The 16,479-nt window shown below is 71.4% G+C and carries 14 protein-coding genes; 3 read left to right on the top strand and 11 right to left on the bottom strand.

The genetic code is table 11. From position 1 onward, the window contains the following. Positions 1-74: 74 nt before the first annotated feature. The 6 genes from cobT to AB0D18_RS29935 form a co-directional block, all read right to left on the bottom strand. A complete protein-coding gene (cobT, locus tag AB0D18_RS29960) occupies positions 75-3,911 on the bottom strand; it encodes a nicotinate-nucleotide--dimethylbenzimidazole phosphoribosyltransferase (protein WP_362425329.1) in 3,837 nt (1,278 codons plus the stop codon). A gap of 531 nt (positions 3,912-4,442) precedes the next feature. Beyond that, the gene (gene cbiE / locus AB0D18_RS29955; protein WP_362425326.1) at positions 4,443-5,678 is read right to left on the bottom strand and encodes a precorrin-6y C5,15-methyltransferase (decarboxylating) subunit CbiE; all 1,236 of its coding nucleotides are present in this window, start codon (positions 5,676-5,678) and stop codon (positions 4,443-4,445) included. Positions 5,679-5,761: 83 nt separating this feature from the next. Next, the gene (locus AB0D18_RS29950) at positions 5,762-6,412 is read right to left on the bottom strand and encodes a GNAT family N-acetyltransferase (protein ID WP_362425324.1); all 651 of its coding nucleotides are present in this window, start codon (positions 6,410-6,412) and stop codon (positions 5,762-5,764) included. Positions 6,413-6,585: 173 nt separating this feature from the next. Continuing rightward, positions 6,586-7,443 carry a MetQ/NlpA family ABC transporter substrate-binding protein gene (locus AB0D18_RS29945; RefSeq protein WP_362425321.1) on the bottom strand — a complete coding sequence of 286 codons (858 nt, stop codon included), beginning with the start codon at positions 7,441-7,443 and terminating at the stop codon, positions 6,586-6,588. Between the two features lie 141 nt (positions 7,444-7,584). Continuing rightward, the gene (locus AB0D18_RS29940) at positions 7,585-8,253 is read right to left on the bottom strand and encodes a methionine ABC transporter permease (protein ID WP_362425318.1); all 669 of its coding nucleotides are present in this window, start codon (positions 8,251-8,253) and stop codon (positions 7,585-7,587) included. Further along, positions 8,250-9,356, bottom strand: a complete 1,107-nt coding sequence (locus AB0D18_RS29935; RefSeq protein ID WP_362425315.1) for an ATP-binding cassette domain-containing protein — start codon at positions 9,354-9,356, stop codon at positions 8,250-8,252. The genes AB0D18_RS29940 and AB0D18_RS29935 overlap by 4 nt, the downstream gene beginning before the upstream one ends. 508 nt (positions 9,357-9,864) lie before the next feature. Here AB0D18_RS29935 and AB0D18_RS29930 point away from each other — a divergent pair. Both AB0D18_RS29930 and AB0D18_RS29925 read left to right on the top strand, forming a co-directional pair. Further along, the gene (locus AB0D18_RS29930; protein WP_362425312.1) at positions 9,865-10,224 is read left to right on the top strand and encodes a hypothetical protein; all 360 of its coding nucleotides are present in this window, start codon (positions 9,865-9,867) and stop codon (positions 10,222-10,224) included. Continuing rightward, on the top strand, positions 10,224-10,634 hold the full coding sequence (locus tag AB0D18_RS29925) for a hypothetical protein (RefSeq protein ID WP_362425309.1): 411 nt from the start codon (positions 10,224-10,226) through the stop codon (positions 10,632-10,634). Before AB0D18_RS29930 ends, AB0D18_RS29925 begins: the two co-directional genes overlap by 1 nt. Positions 10,635-10,828: 194 nt before the next feature. On the opposite strand, the gene AB0D18_RS29920 is transcribed toward AB0D18_RS29925, so the two are convergent. The 3 genes from AB0D18_RS29920 to AB0D18_RS29910 all read right to left on the bottom strand — a co-directional run bounded on the left by AB0D18_RS29920 (position 10,829) and on the right by AB0D18_RS29910 (position 13,135). Then, positions 10,829-11,326: a GNAT family N-acetyltransferase gene (locus AB0D18_RS29920; RefSeq protein WP_362425306.1), complete on the bottom strand. Its 498-nt coding sequence runs from the start codon at positions 11,324-11,326 to the stop codon at positions 10,829-10,831. Positions 11,327-11,362: 36 nt separating this feature from the next. Continuing rightward, positions 11,363-11,887 (bottom strand): sigma-70 family RNA polymerase sigma factor, encoded by a 525-nt coding sequence (locus tag AB0D18_RS29915; protein ID WP_362425303.1) that lies wholly within the window; start codon positions 11,885-11,887, stop codon positions 11,363-11,365. A gap of 84 nt (positions 11,888-11,971) precedes the next feature. Continuing rightward, on the bottom strand, positions 11,972-13,135 hold the full coding sequence (locus tag AB0D18_RS29910; RefSeq protein WP_362425301.1) for a glycerophosphodiester phosphodiesterase: 1,164 nt from the start codon (positions 13,133-13,135) through the stop codon (positions 11,972-11,974). Between the two features lie 262 nt (positions 13,136-13,397). Here AB0D18_RS29910 and AB0D18_RS29905 point away from each other — a divergent pair, with 262 nt between their 5' ends. Beyond that, on the top strand, positions 13,398-14,069 hold the full coding sequence (locus AB0D18_RS29905) for a lysophospholipid acyltransferase family protein (protein ID WP_362425298.1): 672 nt from the start codon (positions 13,398-13,400) through the stop codon (positions 14,067-14,069). Positions 14,070-14,196: 127 nt separating this feature from the next. Here AB0D18_RS29905 and AB0D18_RS29900 read toward each other — a convergent pair whose 3' ends face one another. Together AB0D18_RS29900 and AB0D18_RS29895 are read right to left on the bottom strand one after the other, a co-directional pair. Then, positions 14,197-15,774 carry an MFS transporter gene (locus AB0D18_RS29900; RefSeq protein ID WP_362425295.1) on the bottom strand — a complete coding sequence of 526 codons (1,578 nt, stop codon included), beginning with the start codon at positions 15,772-15,774 and terminating at the stop codon, positions 14,197-14,199. Then, a complete protein-coding gene (locus AB0D18_RS29895; protein WP_362425292.1) occupies positions 15,771-16,319 on the bottom strand; it encodes a TetR/AcrR family transcriptional regulator in 549 nt (182 codons plus the stop codon). The genes AB0D18_RS29900 and AB0D18_RS29895 overlap by 4 nt, the downstream gene beginning before the upstream one ends. Positions 16,320-16,479 lie beyond the last annotated feature (160 nt).

Here is a 16,479-nt window from a genome sequence, read left to right as displayed (position 1 = left end):
GGCGCGGGGAACTGCGCGATCAGCCACGACGCACCCGCACGACGACCACCGGGCCCGTGCCGCCCGGAAGCCGGTTACTTCTCGGTGACTCCCGCCGAGTCGAATGTCGCGACCTCGTGCATCGCCCGCGCCGCGCTCTGCACCACCGGGAGGGCGAGCAGTGCGCCCGTTCCCTCGCCGAGGCGGAGGTCCAGGTCGACCAGCGGGCGCAGGCCCAGCTTGTTGAGGGCCGCGACGTGACCCGGTTCCGCGCTGCGGTGGCCGGCGATGCAGGCCGCCAGGGCCTCCGGGGCGACCGCACGGGCCACCAGAGCAGCCGCTCCCGCGCTCACGCCGTCCAGGATGACGGGAGTACGGAGGGACGCGCCGCCGAGGAGGAAGCCGACCAGGGCCGCGTGCTCCAGTCCGCCGACGGCGGCGAGGACGCCGATGGGGTCGGCCGGGTCCGGCTTGTGGAGGTCCAGGGCGCGTCGGACGACGTCGACCTTGCGGGCGTGCATCTCGTCGTTGATGCCGGTGCCGCGACCGGTGACCTCGGCCGGGTCCTGACCCGTGTAGACGCAGATCAGGGCGGCGGAGACGGTGGTGTTGGCAATGCCCATCTCACCGGTGAGGAGGGCCTTGTTGCCGGCCGTGACCAGGTCGCGGGCGGTCTCGATGCCGACCTCGATCGCGGAAAGTACCTCTTCACGGGTGAGTGCGGGACCGGTCGTGAAGTCGGCCGTGCCCGCGCGCACCTTGCGGGGCAACAGGCCAGGTGTGGCGGGGAGTTCGCCCGCGACGCCCACGTCGATCACGCAGACCTCGGCGCCGACCTGGTTGGCGAACGCGTTGCAGACCGCTCCCCCGCCGAGGAAGTTGGCCACCATCTGCATGGTGACCTCCTGGGGCCACGCCGTGACGCCCTGGGCGTGCACACCGTGGTCGCCCGCGAAGATCGCGACGGCCGCAGGCTCCGGGATCGGCGGCGGGCAGGCCCTGGACAGGCCGCTGAGCTGCGCGGAGATGATCTCCAGCATGCCGAGCGCGCCCGCGGGCTTGGTCATCCGCTTCTGGCGTTCCCACGCCTCGCCGAGCGCCTTGGCGTCCAGCGGGCGGATGTTGGTGATCGTCTCCTGGAGGAGGTCGTGCGGCTCCTCGCCGGGCAGGGCGCGGCGGCCATACGTCTCCTCGTGGACGACCCAGGAGAGCGGGCGGCGCTTCGACCAGCCGGCCTGGAGCAGTTCCGGCTCCTCCGGGAACTCGTCGACGTAACCCACACAGAGGTACGCGACGACTTCGAGGTGCTCGGGCAGGCCCAGCGCACGTACCATCTCGCGCTCGTCGAAGAAGCTGACCCAGCCGACGCCCAGGCCCTCGGCGCGGGCCGCGAGCCAGAGGTTCTCGACGGCGAGCGCCGAGGAGTACGGGGCCATCTGCGGCTGCGTGTGGCGGCCGAGGGTGTGGCGGCCGCCGCGGGTCGGATCGGCGGTGACGACGATGTTGACCGGGGTGTCGAGGATGGCCTCGATCTTCAGTTCCTTGAACTGCTTGGCACGGGCCTTGGGCAGCGACTTGGCGTACGCGTCGCGCTGGCGGGCGGCCAGTTCGTGCATCGCGCGGCGGGTCTCGGCCGAGCGGATGACGACGAAGTCCCAGGGCTGGGAGTGGCCGACGCTCGGCGCGTGGTGCGCCGCTTCGAGGACGCGGAGGAGGACCTCGTGCGGGATGGGGTCGCTGCGGAAGCCGTTGCGGATGTCGCGGCGCTCGCGCATCACGCGCAGGACCGCTTCGCGCTCGGCGTCGTCGTAGCCGGGGGCGGCGGGAGCCGCCGGAACCTCGACGGCGACGGTCTCGGGGGCGGGCTGCTCCGGCGCGGGGTCGGTTTCGGCGGCCGGTGTCTCTGCTTGCACCGGCTCCTCCTGTACGGGCTCGGCGTCCGCGGCACCGGCCTGGACCGGCTCGGCCTGCGCGGGCTCGGTCTGCGCAGGCTCGGCCTGCGTCGCGACGGCTTCCGCCGTCTCGATGACCTCCGCCGTCTCCGTGACTTCCGCTGTCTCGATGACTTCAGCCGTCTCCGCCTCGTCGGCCGCCTGCTGCGGCAGCGGGGTCGCCGGCACGGCCGGGCCGCTGTCGCGCGGTGCGGGGACCGTCGCGGGCTGCTCCGCCGGTACGGCGGGAGTAGTTGCGGCGGGGGCGGCCGCGGGCTCGGCCTGGGCGACAACCGGCTCGGGACTGGTTTCCGCCTCGGCCTCGGCGGGAGCAGACTGAACGGGCTCCTCCGGTACGGCGGCGGCCTCGGGCACCGGCTGTGCGGAGGCGTCGGGTCCGGGAGCCGCTTCGGCGGGGGCAGTGGGGGCAGCTGCGGGCTCGGGCAGGGTGGCAGGCGCGGGCTCCGCAGGTACGGGTACGGCACCGAGCTCCTGCTCAGGGACCACTGCGACGACGGGCGCTGCTGCCTGGGCGGGGGCCGCGGCGGGCTCCGTCACGGCGGGCACCGGCGGCGCCGGGGCCGGCGCCAACTGCGCACCGACCGGCACCGAGCCTTCCACCTGTACGAACTGCCCGACGGGCGGCGTCGCCTGCAGACCGGCCGGAGCCTGGGCGGGGACCGGAGCCGCCGGAGTGGCGTGAGCCGGGCCCGGCTGGAGCACCGGCTCCGGACCGACGGGTTCGGGAGCGGCAGCAACAGCGGCGACCGGGGCCGGGGCAGCGGCTTCAGCGGCCGCCTGGTCCGGGGCCGGGCCGTCGGCCGCCGGGGCCTCGGGGGCAGTCTGCTCCGGGGCCGTCTGCTCGGGGGCGGGAGCGGCTGATTCCGGAGCGCCTTCGGGCGCGCTCACGGGCGGGACGACCACGGCGTCCGAAACAATGCCGTCCGGGGCAGCGACCTCGGGAACAGCACCTTCCGGCGCGACGGCCTCAGGGGCCGAAGCCGGAGCAACGGCTTCCGGAATGATCTGTTCCGGAACGACCGTTTCTGCGACGCTCCCCTGGGATCCCTGGTGCTGCTGTGACTGCGACGGCTGGGGCTGGGGCTGGGGCGAAACGATCTCCGCCGCCGGAGCCGGAGCCGGGGCCTGAGCCACCTGGGCAGCGGGGGCCTGGGCCACCTGTGCCGGCACCGGCACGGTCTGAACCTGCGGCGCCTGCGTCGGAGCCTGCTCCGGAGCCGCCTGAGCCTGCGGCTGCGGCGTCCACGACGTCGGGCCCTGCGAGGGGATCTCGCCCAGCTGCGGGCCGGGCAGCAGCGCGGTCTGCGCACCCGGGATGTCGAGGTACTCGGGGCCCGTCGTGGGCGGCCCCGCATGGCGCGTCGGCACCGGCGTGGGGAACTGGCCCGGGGTCTGGGCAGAGCCCTGAACCGGAGCCTGGACCGGGTTCTGCGCCGGACCTGCCGGGTTCTGCACCGCCGCGGGTCCGCGGTCGGCCAGCGACCGTACGACACCGCCCGAGGCGTCCGGGACGGGCGGGCCCATGTGCAGCGGGCGACGGGCCGGCGGAGGTGTCGGGGCAGCCGTGGACGCGGGCGGCGGAGGCATCCGTACGCCCGAGAAGTCGACCGAACCGGAGTCCCGGCCACCGGCCTCGTGCGCACCGGACTCCACGAGCTGCGGAGCGGCCCCGGCAAGGTGCTGAGCCGCCTGAGCGTATTGCGGTGCCGCATCGGCGAAGTGCACGGCCGTTTCCGCGAGGTGCGGGGCGGACGCGAGGGGGGCCGCCTGTGCGGGCACCACCTGCGGGTCGCTCCACGCACCCTGCGAGGCAGGCATCAGCAGGAGGTCGTCGTCCTCAAGTGCGGACTCCGTGGCGTTCCCTGAAGGATCGGAGGGGTCGAGGAAGGTGTAGGCGCCTGGGGCGGGGACGCCCGGCTGCTCCACCATGCCTGCGTTCTCCGGCAGTCCCTCGCCCGGGACCTGGCCGGTGTCAGTCATGCGTACCCCTCGCCCATCTGTAGCGCCAGCGCTTCTTCGGCCCGGCCACCTTCCGCCGGCAGGACCCCGTCGCCCGGAACGACCACTCGACACGACCGCGCCCGTCACTGGTTGAACGAGCGGGGGTGCCGCGCGGCACGAAAGGTTCCGCGGACACCAAGCATTGTCGCGGCCCTTCGGAGCCGGTGCAGGGAGAACTGCCACGGCCCGCTGTGGGCTGCGCCACGTCGCGCACGTCCCGGGTGTGCCGTACCGCACGCGACCCCAAAGAGGGCCCCTTTTCCAGACATTGGCGAACGATCCACCAACCGCCCATCTGCGGTACAACGATCGGCCAGCCTACCCCGCGCCACCGACAGCGCTCGCCCTGGGGAGCGATCAGCAGAACATCCGTGCGAAGAAGGGGACATGGTCCCGCCGGATCAGGTACGAGGGCCCTGAAATGCCCCGCGGACGGCCCTCGGTCAGATACACGGGCGGGGCCAGGTCAGGTACGTGGACAGCCCAGGTCAGGTACGTGGGCAACCCCGGTCACGTGCGGGCGTCCCGCGTCGTGCGCTCCTTGCGGCGCCCCGCCACCAGGAACACCACCGACCGCCTGCGCTCCTCGAAGTCCTCCGCCGGGTCGAGGTCGACCGTCTGGAACAGCGTGCACTCCACGGCGTAGCCGCCCTCGCCGAGGGTGCGGGCGATCGCCTCGGCGTCGTCGCGGTTCTGCGCGTGCGTGACGATCCGCTCGGGCCGCCGGTCGACGCAGGCCTGGACGACGGGGGCGCCGCCGCCCCCGATGCGTACGACATCCGGCTCGGGGAGGTCTTCCAGTACGTACGGGGCGTGGCCCTGCACCACCTGGAGCTGTACGCCGAACCGCCGCGCGGCGGCCGCGGTCCGTACGCAGGCGTCCGCGCTCGCGTCGACGGCGATGACCGCCGCACCGAACCGGGCGGCCTCGACGGCGAGAGCGCCGCTGCCGGAGCCGATGTCCCACACGAGGTCCCCGGTGCGCGGGCCGAGCCTGGCGAGCTGGGCGGCGCGCAGGCCGGGGGTCTCGCCGTCGGCCAGGTCCTCGCCGTACTCGTCCGACCTCAGCGCCCAGCCGCGCAGTTCCTGCGGGTAGCCGGGCTCGCTGCCGGCCAGCCAGCCGCTGCCCTGGGCGGGGGCCTGGCTGCCGCCGATGACGATGACGACGTTGGGGTCGCGCCAGACGTGGTCGGCGACCCGGTCGGAGGTGAGGACGGTGATGCTCTCGCGGTCGGTGCCGAGTTCCTCGCAGATGACGAAGGTGCGGTGCACACCGGCGAGGAGCAGCGCGAGTTCGGCGGGTCCCGCTCCCGGCGAGGTGAGGACGGCGACCTTGGTGTGCGCCCGGCAGACGTTGACCGCGCGGCGCAGCGTGCGGCGGTGGGCGGCGACCACCTGGGCGTCGTCCCACGGCATTCCGGCACGGGCGAAGGCTGCGGCGACGGCCGACACGGCGGGTACGACCTCGACCTCCAGTCCGAACGCGGGTGCGCGCAGGGTCCGTACGACGCCGAAGAAGCCGGGGTCGCCGTCGGCCAGGACGACGGCGGTGCCGCGGTGGCCCGCGATCCGGCGGGCGGCGAGGTCGACGCTGCCGAGCCGGATGCGTTCGGCGCCCGGCGGCACCTCGCCCAGGGCGAGGTGGTGCGGGGCGCCCGCGACGAGGGTGGCCGCCGAGAGGGCGGACCTGGCCGTCTCGGTGAGGGGCGAGCCGTCCCAGCCGATCACCGTGACGCGGTCGGCCATCGTGGCTTGTCTCCTGGAGCGATCAGTGGTCGGGGGAGGCTGAGACTACCTGGTCCAGACCACTTCTGCGGTCTGGGAGAAGGTCAGTTCCAGTCGGTGTAGGCGGACGCGTAGCCGCCCGCGTCCGCCATCTGGTCGGCGGCGCCTTCGAGGTCCTCGGGGAGCAGGCTCCACACGATCAGGTCGGTGCGGATGTTCGTCCAGCCGCCGTCGGTACCGTTCTCGGTGCGCGTACGCGCTATCCAGGAGTTGCGCAGGACCCCCTCGCTGATGCAGCCCATCTTCTGGGCGACCTGCTGGGCGGCGGTGTTGTCGGCCGGCGTGCGTACCTCGATGCGCTCGAAGCGCTGGTCGCGGAAGAGCCACTGGGCGACGGCGAGCACGGACTCGGTGGCGTACCCCTCGCCGCGCGCCCACGGGGCAATGACGTAGGAGATCTCCGCGGCCTGGATGTGCCAGTCGGTGCGGGAGAGGTGCACGAAACCGACGAGGCGCTGGGTGAGGAACTCGGTGACGGCGAAGACGATGCCGCGCCCCTGGGTGCGCTCGGTGGGCGCGATGCGGCGTACCCAGCGTTCCGCGTCGCGCGCGGTGTAGGGGTGCGGGGCGGTCGTCCAGGCGGTGACGGCCTCGTCGTTCATCATCTCGATGTGCGCCGGGATGTCCGCCTCCTCGTAGGGGCGCAGCACCAGCCGGTCCGTGCTGATCGAGACGTCCGGAAAGGTGGTAGTCATGCGCTGCTCCATACCGAAGGGGCGTGAACGCACAGCATGCAGCATGGGGCGGGCGATGCGCATGACCGGGTCCGTGCTGCGAGTGACGGCCGTCCCACGGACCGAAGCCCCGTACTCCGCGCGGGAGTACGGGGCTTCAGCACCGCAGGGCGACAAGTATCGTACGAAATCTACTACTTGACGGCGCCGAAGGCGGGAACGACCGCGCCGTTGTACTTGGCCGCGATGAACTTCTTGACCTCGTCCGAGTTGAGCAGCTTGGCGAGCTTCTCGACGCGCGGGTCCTTCTCGTTGCCCTTCTTGACGGCGAGGAAGTTGGCGTACGGGTTGCCGTCTGCCTTCTCGATCACCAGGGAGTCCTTGGCCGGCTTGAGGTCGGCCTCGATGGCGTAGTTGCCGTTGATGACGGCGGCGTCCACCTGGTCCAGGGCGCGGGGCAGCGTGGCCGCCTCCAGGTCCTGGAAGTTGAGGCCCTTCTTGTCCTTGATGTCGGACAGCTTGGCGTCGGTGCCGACGCCGTCCTTCAGGACGATCACACCGTTGTCCGCGAGCAGGTGCAGCGCGCGGCCCTCGTTGGTGGTGTCGTTGGGGACGGCGACGGTCTGGCCGGCCTTGAGGTCCTTGAGGTCCTTGACCTTCTTGGAGTAAAGGGCCAGCGGCTCCAGCTCGACGTTGACGACCGGGACGATGTCGGTCTTCTGCTTCTTGTTGAAGTCGTCGAGGTAGGGCTTGTGCTGGAAGAAGTTGGCGTCGACCTCGCCGGACTGGGTGGCGGTGTTCGGCAGGACGTAGTCCGTGAACTCCTTCACCTCCAGCTTGAGTCCGGCCTTGTCGGCAAGTTCCTTCTTCACGTAGTTGAGGATGTCGGCGTGCGGCGTCGGGGACGCGGCGACGACGAGCGGCTTGCTGGTGTCGACCTTGCCGTCCGCCGACTTCGCGGCGGGGTCGGAGGCGGTGCCGCAGGCGGTGGCGCCCAGGGCGAGCGCGGTGACGGCAGCGGCGGCGACGGAGATCTTGATGTTCTTGCGCACGAAAAGTGCCTCTTTCTTGATCTGGTGGATGGTTCGCCCGGACAAGGAGTGCGGGCTCTGCGGAAGGAAAGTTCGGGGAGATCCTCTGCGGTACGGAGAGGCCTAGGCGGTACGGAGAGGCCCAGGTGGTACGGAGAGGACCTAGGCGGTACGGCCGCGGCGGGCGAGCAGGCGTACGGCGCCGTCGCCGATCAGCTGGACGACCGTGACCAGGAGGACCAGGATCACGACGGTGGCGAGCATGAAGGTGGTCTCGAAGCGCTGGTAGCCGTACGAGACGGCCACGCTGCCGAGTCCGCCGCCGCCGACCGCTCCGGCCATCGCCGAGTAGCCGACGAGGACGATCACCGTGGTGGTGACGGCGGAGACCAGTGAGGGCAGGGCCTGCGGGAGCAGCACCTTGAAGACGACGGTCGGCACTGACCCGCCCATGGCCTGGGCGGCCTCGACGAGCCCGTGGTCGACCTCGCGGACGGCGGTCTCGACGAGCCGGGCGAAGAAGGGGATCGCGCCGATGGCGAGCGGGACGACCATGGCGCTGGGGCCGATGAACGTACCGACCACGAGGGTCGTGAAGGGGATCAGCGCGATCAGCAGCACGATGAACGGCAGCGACCGGCCGATGTTCACGATCACGCCGACGATCTTGTTGACGACCGCGTTCTGGAGCAGGCCGCCCTTGTCCGTGAGGACGAGCAGCAGGCCCAGCGGCAGGCCTCCGAGGACGGAGACGACGGTGGCCCACAGGACCATGTACAGCGTGTCGATGATGCCCTGCGACAGCAGTGGCTGCATCTCGGACCAGGTCACTTCACGTTCTCCTTGACCAGGGCGGGCTCCTTGACCAGGGCTTCGGCCGCGGGCTTCGTCAGGGCGGGGATCTGCGCCGGTACGTCGGCGCTCTCGCCGTCGTCCTCGACGACGTCGACCTGGAGGCCCTGCTCGCGCAGGAAGCCGACCGGGACGACGTTCTCCTCGTACTGGCCGGGGAGCTCGATGCGCATCCGGCCGATCTGCTTGCCGGCGACGGTGTCCATCGCGGCGCCCAGGATCGAGATGTCGATGTTGTACGTACGGGAGAGCTGGGAGATGACCGGCTGACTGGCGCTCTCGCCCTGGAAGGTCACGTCGATGACGGTGCGGCCGGGGCCGGTCGCGCGTCCGGTCACCGGGAACAGCTCGGAGGCCAGCTCGGAGCCGGGGGTGGCGAGCAGCTCGGAGACCGTGCCGGTCTCGACGACACGTCCGCGCTTCATCAGGGCGGCCGAGTCGCAGATCGTCTTGACGACGTCCATCTCGTGCGTGATGAGCAGGACGGTCAGGCCGAGCTGGCGGTTGAGGTCGCGCAGCAGCTGGAGGATCGAGCGGGTGGTCTCCGGGTCGAGGGCGCTGGTCGCCTCGTCGGAGAGCAGCACCTTCGGGTCACCTGCGAGGGCGCGGGCGATGCCGACGCGCTGCTTCTGACCGCCGGACAGCTGACCGGGGTAGGACTTCGCCTTGTCGGCGAGACCGACCAGGTCGAGCAGTTCCAGAGCCTTGCGGCTGCGCTCCTTGCCGGAGACGCCGAGGATCTCCAGCGGCAGCTCGATGTTGCCCTGCACGGTGCGCGAGGACAGCAGGTTGAAGTGCTGGAAGACCATCCCGATGCGGGAGCGGGCCTCGCGCAGCTCCTTGCCGGCGCGCGGGCCGCGACCGGCGAGTGCGGTGAGGTCCGTGCCGTCGACGGTCACGGTGCCGGAGGTGGGGCGCTCCAGCAGGTTGACGCAGCGGATGAGCGAGGACTTGCCGGCGCCGCTCTGACCGATCACGCCGAACACCTCGCCCTCGCGGACGTGCAGGTCGACGCCGTCGAGGGCGGTGACCTCACGGCCGCGCGAGGCGTAGACCTTGGTCAGGCCAGTAGTGGTGATCACAGGGTTTCCATCACTGTTGTCGAGTGCGCGGCGGTTCTTCTCCGCCGGGCGCACGGGGCAGATGTCCGGGGGCGCGCCACAGCTCGGCTCGGGGAACTCGGGGAACCGGGGGCGCGTGGGGCGGGCGGCGCGGTGCGTACGTCCGCAGGCATTGCGGATACGTACGAACGCGGCCGGACCAGGTCTCGCTTCGGGGCGCGAGGCTCAGGCGGGGGCCCTCAGAAGTCGCACATTCGACACATACAACGAGCACCGGGCGTCGTCATCGCCTCGGTCGCAAGGGTGCGGCTGCTCGTCGTGGTCATGGGAACGAGTAAACCAGAAGTGCGTACGAGCCGATCACTCCTGTCCGAATAGCGGACAGAAAGTGTCCATCCCTGGACACGGGAGCGGCCGGGATCCGTGCCTCGGGCGGCCTCCGGCGCACCGGCTGTGGCCAACGCCACGCCGCGCGGTGGGGCCGGGGGCCCGCGACGGGTGCCCGGAAGCGCCCAGTACGCTCCTTCTCATGCTTGACGCCCTGACGGTCGCGGTCTCCGTGGCCGCGCTCGCCCTCGCCGCGTGGTGCGGTTACGCCGCCTTCCGCGACCAGCCCACCAAGGACTGGCACTTCATCGGCATGGCCGTGGTGACGGTCCTCGCACTCGCCCAGCTGGTGATCGGCATCGTGCAGCTGGCACGCGGCGAGAAGCCCGCCGAGGGCAACGTGATCTTCGTGTCGTACCTGATCGGCGCGTTCGCCGCGGTACCGGCCGCCGGGTTCATGTCGCTGGCCGAGCGGACCAGGTGGGGCTCGATCACGGTGGCGGCGGGCGCGGTCGTACTGGCCGTGCTCGAAGTCCGTCTGTACGACATCTGGAGCGGCTGATGACTGCCGAGACGGCACCGGGCGAGCGCAAGCGCCTGGTCAAGGGGCCCGGACTGCTGCTGGTGTGGCTGTACGGGGTGATGTCCGTGGGCGCGGTGTCGCGCTCGGCGTACCAGATCGCGACGGAGTTCGACCGGGCGCCGCTGGCGTACACGCTGTCGGCGGTGGCGGCGGCGGTCTACGCATTCATCACGTACACGCTGGTACGGGGCGGGGAGACGGCCCGTCGGGTGGCGCTGGCCTGCTGTGCGGTGGAGCTTTTGGGGGTGCTGGTGGTGGGGACGTGGACGCTGGTGGCACCGGGGGCGTTCCCGGATGCGACGGTGTGGTCGAAGTACGGGGCGGGATACCTGCTGATCCCCGTGATCCTGCCGGTCACCGGGCTGATGTGGCTGCGGGGGCGGCGGTAGGAAGCTTGCTGGCGGGTGGGATGTGCGGGTGCGTCGTGGCTGGTCGCGCAGTTCCCCGCGCCCCTAAAAGCCTGCCCCTTACCCCCTAGCCTCCTTGGGCAGCGGGGCCGCCCCCCGGGGGCGGGACGGGTGGGCAAGGGGGCGGCCCCACCGCGGAGCGCCGCCCCTGACGACCGCACGCACCCGCCAACCCGCTACACGCTCGCCGTCACCGCCGCTTCCTTTTCCAGCGTGACCACCGTCAGCCTCGGCCCCGCCGCATCCCTCGACACCGTCGCGTACCCCCGGCTCCGGTAGAGCCGCAGGTTCGTCTCGCTGCGGTGGCCGGTGAAGAGCCGGAAGCGTTTCGCGGAGAGCTCTGCCGCCAAGTGCCCCTCCACCGCCGCGAGGAGCCGCCCGCCCAGCCCGTGCCGCCGCATCCTCGGGTGCACGATCAGCTTGGCGATCCGCGCCGTGCCTCCCTCGTCGACCACCGCCCGTACGGAGCCGACGACTTCGTCGCCGAGGCGGGCCACCAGTGCGTACCCCCGGCCGAGTTCGGCCGTCAGATCCGCGAGGGTCTGGGTGAGGGGCTCGATCGTGTAGTCGTCGTAGAGCTCCGCCTCGCTCTGGTAGCAGAGGTACTGGAGTTTGAGGATCTGCTCGGCGTCCCGCTCGCCCGCCACCGCAGAGATGATCACGCTCGTGCCCATGTGCTGCCTCCTGCTCGCCCGCTCCACCGGCCGGTTCTACGGCTCCATTCCCCTGCGCGCAGGGGGCGCAACCTCAGCCAGCTCCGCCGCGAGCATTCTGCGCAGGCATCCCAGGCAACGGGAACGCATGGGCCCCAAACTCCCTTGTGACATTCCCAACTCCCCTGCGATTTCCCGGTAGGTGGGGTCCGCCGGGGAGAGCAGGAGGGCCAGCAGCGGGCGGCAGCGCGCCGGGAGGCGGCGGACGGCGGCCCGCAGCGCCCGGCGCCGTTCGGCAGCGAGCACCTCGGGTTCGGGGCCGCTGTCGTACGCCGCCGACGGCTCGGCGACGTACGGCAGTTCGTGCTGTGTGCGGTGCCTGGCCAGCCGCGCCTCGGCCCGCACCGCACCCCGCAGCCAGTCGGCGGGCTCCGCCGGAACCCCGTCCGGGTGCTCCAACAGCCTCACCCAGACGGCCTGTTCGAGATCGGCGGCCTCGACTCCCGCGCCCGGAGCCTCCGCCGCGGCCTCGGCGGCGAGCAGCGGGGTCAGGGCCTGAACCTCTTGCAGCAGTAGATCCATGCCAGGCGGGACGCGCTCGCCGACAGGCCCGGTTGCCGGCGGGGGCCCGTCTCACCCGTACGGGTAACGGATTGATTACGGCGCTTACGCCCGGAAGTCCGCGGCGGCGAGCAGCGCCGTGTCCGCGTTGTCCGAGAAGATGCCGTCGATTCCGGTCGCGAAGTACGTCTTGAAGGCACCGAAGGCGTCGCCGTAGGCGGCCGGGTCGGTGCCGCGGCGGAAGTCCGCGGGCAGGAAGCTGTTCTCGTTGCGCATCGTGTACGGGTGCAGCACCAGGCCCTTGGCGTGCGCGTCCCGTACGAGCGTGGTCGGCTTGCCCAGCCGGCCCGCCGCGTCGCGCGGAATGACCAGGTCCAGGGTCGGGCCGATGCCCTGTGCGAAGCCGGAGATCCACTTGAGGCCCTCGGGCGTGATCAGGTCGGCGACCGTGCGCGGGTCGCCGGACTGGACGAAGTCCCAGGGCCGGTCGGTGCGGCCGCCGAGCAGGACGACGCGCGGCCCCGCCACCAGCTTCGCCATCCGCTGCATGCTGCTCGGCTCGAAGGACTGGAGGAAGGTCGTGGAGTCCTTCTTGTGGCGGCCGTACGTGCGCAGCAGGCGGGCGAGCGGCTCCTCCAGGCCGAGGCCGAGGCCCCGGAAGTAGCTGGGGTGCTTGGTCTCGACGTGCAGCCACACCGGACGCCCGCGCCTGCGGCCCTCCTGCTCGGCCCAGCGCAGCACCTCCTCGAAGGTGGGGATCTGCCAGCGGCCGTCGTAGAGGGTGTTCTCCTGGCGTACGGCGGGGATACGTTCCTTCGCCCGCAGCGTCTTGAGTTCGGCGAGCGTGAAGTCCTCGGTGAACCAGCCGGTCAGCTCGGCGCCGTCGACCTTCTTCGTCGCCTTGCGGGAGGCGAACTCGGGATGTGCGGCGACGTCGGTCGTGCCGGTGATGTCGTTCTCGTGGCGGCAGACCAGGTGTCCGTCCTTGGTCGGGACGAGGTCCTGTTCGATGACGTGGGCGCCCATGTCGAGGGCCAGCTGGTAGGAGCCGAGGGTGTGCTCGGGGCGGTAGCCGCTGGCGCCGCGGTGGGCGACGACGGTCGGTACCGGCAGGTGCCGGTAGGCCGGCCCGCCGTGACCGCGGCCACTTCTCGCGGGGCTCGCGGCACTCGCCGTACCGGAGAGTCCGAGGGCGGCGCCCGAGGCGCCGAGCACCGCGGCGCCCAGCAGCGCGCGCCGCCCGGGACCGAATTCCGCACCTTGTGTCATGAAAGCTCCTCGTTCTCCTGGCCGGCCCATGCCCTGTGCAGAGCCGTCCCGTGCCTCGATGGGGGCCCGATGGTAGGCGGCTACGCATTAAAGGGGGGAGGCTTGGGACGGAACGCAGTGGAAACACACGTCAACACTGCGTATCCACCTGATGAACCCGATGTGCGATCAGCGGCAACCCGCGAGTATCGTCCTCACCTGCGCGGAACCCGCGCCGGACTGAAGCTTCCCAGCCTGAAACTCAACGACTTCGGAGGAACCGTTGTCCCGTCTCGCGCTCATCAAGGCAGTGCTCGGACCGATCCTGCGCCTGATGTTCCGCCCCCAGGTGGAAGGCGCTGAGAACATCCCCGGGACGGGTCCGGTCATTCTCGCCGGCAACCACCTCACCTTCATCGACTCGATGATCATGCCGATCTGCCTGGACCGTCCGGTCCACTACATCGGCAAGGACGAGTACGTGACGGGCAAGGGGCTCAAGGGCCGTCTGATGGCCTGGTTCTTCACCAGCTGCGGCATGATCCCGGTGGACCGGGACGGCGGGCGCGGCGGCGTCGCGGCGCTGATGACCGGCCGCCGGGTGCTGGAGGAGGGCAAGATGTTCTCCATCTACCCCGAGGGCACCCGCTCCCCCGACGGCCGTCTCTACCGGGGCCGTACCGGCATCGCACGCCTCACGCTGATGACGGGTGCGCCGGTGGTCCCCTTCGCGATGATCGGCACCGACAAGATCCAGCCGGGCGGCTCGGGTCTGCCGCGCCCCGGCAAGGTGACGGTCCGGTTCGGCGAGCCGATGGAGTTCTCGCGGTACGAGGGCATGGACCGCGACCGTTACGTGCTGCGGGCGGTGACCGACTCGGTGATGTCGGAGGTCATGCAGCTGTCCGGCCAGGAGTACGTGGACATGTACGCCACGAAGGCCAAGGCAGCCTGACCGTACGGAAGTCGAGCGACGTGGGCCCCGCCGGATCTTCTTCCGGCGGGGCCCACGCGCGTACTTCATGCGGTACGTCAGTGCTCGATTTCACGCGGTACGTCAGTGCTCGATCTCATGCGGTACGTCAGTGCTCGATGCCCTCTTCGAGCTTCTGGCCGCGCAGCATGATCCACGCGGCGACCGCCGTCGCGAACAGCACCAGCGCACCGGCCAGGGCCGCCGTCTGGAAGCCGTCGGTGAAGGAGTCCCTGGCCGACTCCAGCAGTGCGAAGGCCTGGTCTCTGGGCAGTGCGGCCGCCGACTCGACGGCGCCGCCCAGCGAATCGTGCGCCGCCGCGGCCACGTCGGCGGGGACCCCGGCCGGGACGGGGAAGCCCCGGTAGATGCCGGTCACGATGGAGCCGAGCAGGGCGATGCCGAGGGCGGCGCCGAGTTCGTACGCCGTCTCGGACACGGCGGACGCGGCGCCGGCCTGCTCCTTGGGGACGCTGGAGAGGATCACGTCGGCGGTGACCGTGAAGGCGAGGCCCGCGCCGAGCCCGCCGAGGAACAGCGCGCAGCCGAGCGCGACCTCCCCGGTGTCGGAGGTGAACACCGTGCACGCGAGGAGGGAGAGGCCGACGGCGGTCAGTCCGCCCGACACCGCGAGTCGTACCGACGCACGGCGGGCCAGGAATCCGGCCGTGAGGCCCGCGGCGACCGCGCCGACGGCCGCGGGGAGTTCGATGAGCCCGGCGTTCAGCGGGGTGCGTTCCTGGACCAGCTGGAGGAACTGGGAGAGGAAGAAGACCAGCCCGGAGAGGCCGAGGATGGTCAGCAGGTCGGCGAGTACGGCGCCGGAGAAGCCCCGGTGCTGGAAGAGCCGCATGTCGAGCAGCGGGGACGGCAGGGTGCGCTGGCGTCGTACGAACCAGTACAGCGCGCCCACACCGACGACCGCCGAGACGCCGATGTCCCAGCGGAAGCCGTGCACCGCCGCTTCCTTGATCGCGTACACGACGGCGACCATGCCGACGAGCGAGAGCAGCACGCTCAGCATGTCCCACGGGCCGGGCGAGGGATCCTTGGACTCGGGCAGCAGCTTGATGCCGACGACGACCAGGACCGCCATCACGGGGAGGTTGATGAGGAAGACCGATCCCCACCAGAAGTTCTCTAGGAGGACCCCTCCGACGACCGGCCCGACGGCCGCGCCGGCCGAGGCGGCGGCGCCCCAGACACCGACGGCGAGGCTGCGCTCCTTGGGGTCGTGGAAGATGTTGCGGATCAGCGCGAGCGTGGACGGCATCAGCGTCGCACCGGCGACACCGAGCAGCGCACGGGCGACGATCATCATCTCGGGGCTGGTGGCGTACGCATTGAGCACCGACACCGCGCCGAACGCGACCGCACCGGTGAGCAGCAGCTTCTTGCGGCCGATGCGGTCACCGAGGCTGCCCATCGAGACCAGCAGGCCCGCGATGACGAACGAGTAGACGTCGCCGATCCACAGGAGCTGGGTGCCGGACGGCTTGAGGTCCTCGCTCAGGAACGGCGTCGCAAGGCCGAGCACGGTGGCGTCGACAGCCACGAGGAGCACGGCGAAGACGAGCACGGCGAGCGCGAGCCAGCGGCCGGGTCTGGCTGTGTCCCCCGGGCCCGGTCCGTCGCCCGGCCCGGAGCCCGGCCCGCCGCCCGGGTGCTGGTGGTCGGTGCTTGTCATTTCTCCACGCTCCGTCGTGCGCCGCCGAGCAGCAACTCGACGATCATGTGCTGGAAGTCCTTTGCCGCGCTCCGCCCGTCCTGGACGGACCAGGCGGCGGCCGAGACGAGCCCGTACAGGGCGTCGGTCAGCCAGGCGGGGCTGAGGTCGATGCGGAACTCGCCGCTCTCCTGACCGCGTCGGAACAGGGCACCCAGTCGGGCGTCGACGCGGTCCCAGCCGGGGTTCTGGCCCGCCTCGAAGAGCTGGTTCTCGGTGATGAGGAAGGCGAACAGACCGGCGACCGGCTCGACCTCGGCGACGAGACGGCGGACGGCGTCCGCGGCCTGCCCCTCGTCGAGGGCGGCGGCGTCGAGCGCGGCGTCCAGCTCGCTCAGCCCGAACTCTTCGAGCGCCTTGATGAGGGCGTCGCGGCCGGCGAAGTGCCGGTGCAGGGTGGCCCGTCCGATGCCCGCGGCCTTGGCGACCTCATCCATGGTCGAGGTGGCTTTACGGGTGAGGAGAGCGGCGGCGGTACGGAGGACGCGCTCGCGGTCGACTGTCATGAGACGAGCATAGCCCGCGTGAGACATTGACGTCTCACGCGGGCTATGGGGTCGGGCCTCCGGCTTGGGGGCGGGGGCGGGGGCGGGGGCGGGACGGGCGGTCGCGGAGGGGGGCGTGCTCCGCGCGGGGGGCTGAGGGCTGAGGGGCAGGCAGTTAGGG

Source organism: Streptomyces sp. NPDC048442, assembly GCF_040651475.1.
GTDB lineage: Bacteria > Actinomycetota > Actinomycetes > Streptomycetales > Streptomycetaceae > Streptomyces.
Note: the sequence above shows the minus strand (reverse complement) of the source record. Positions and strands in the feature narration are given on the sequence as shown.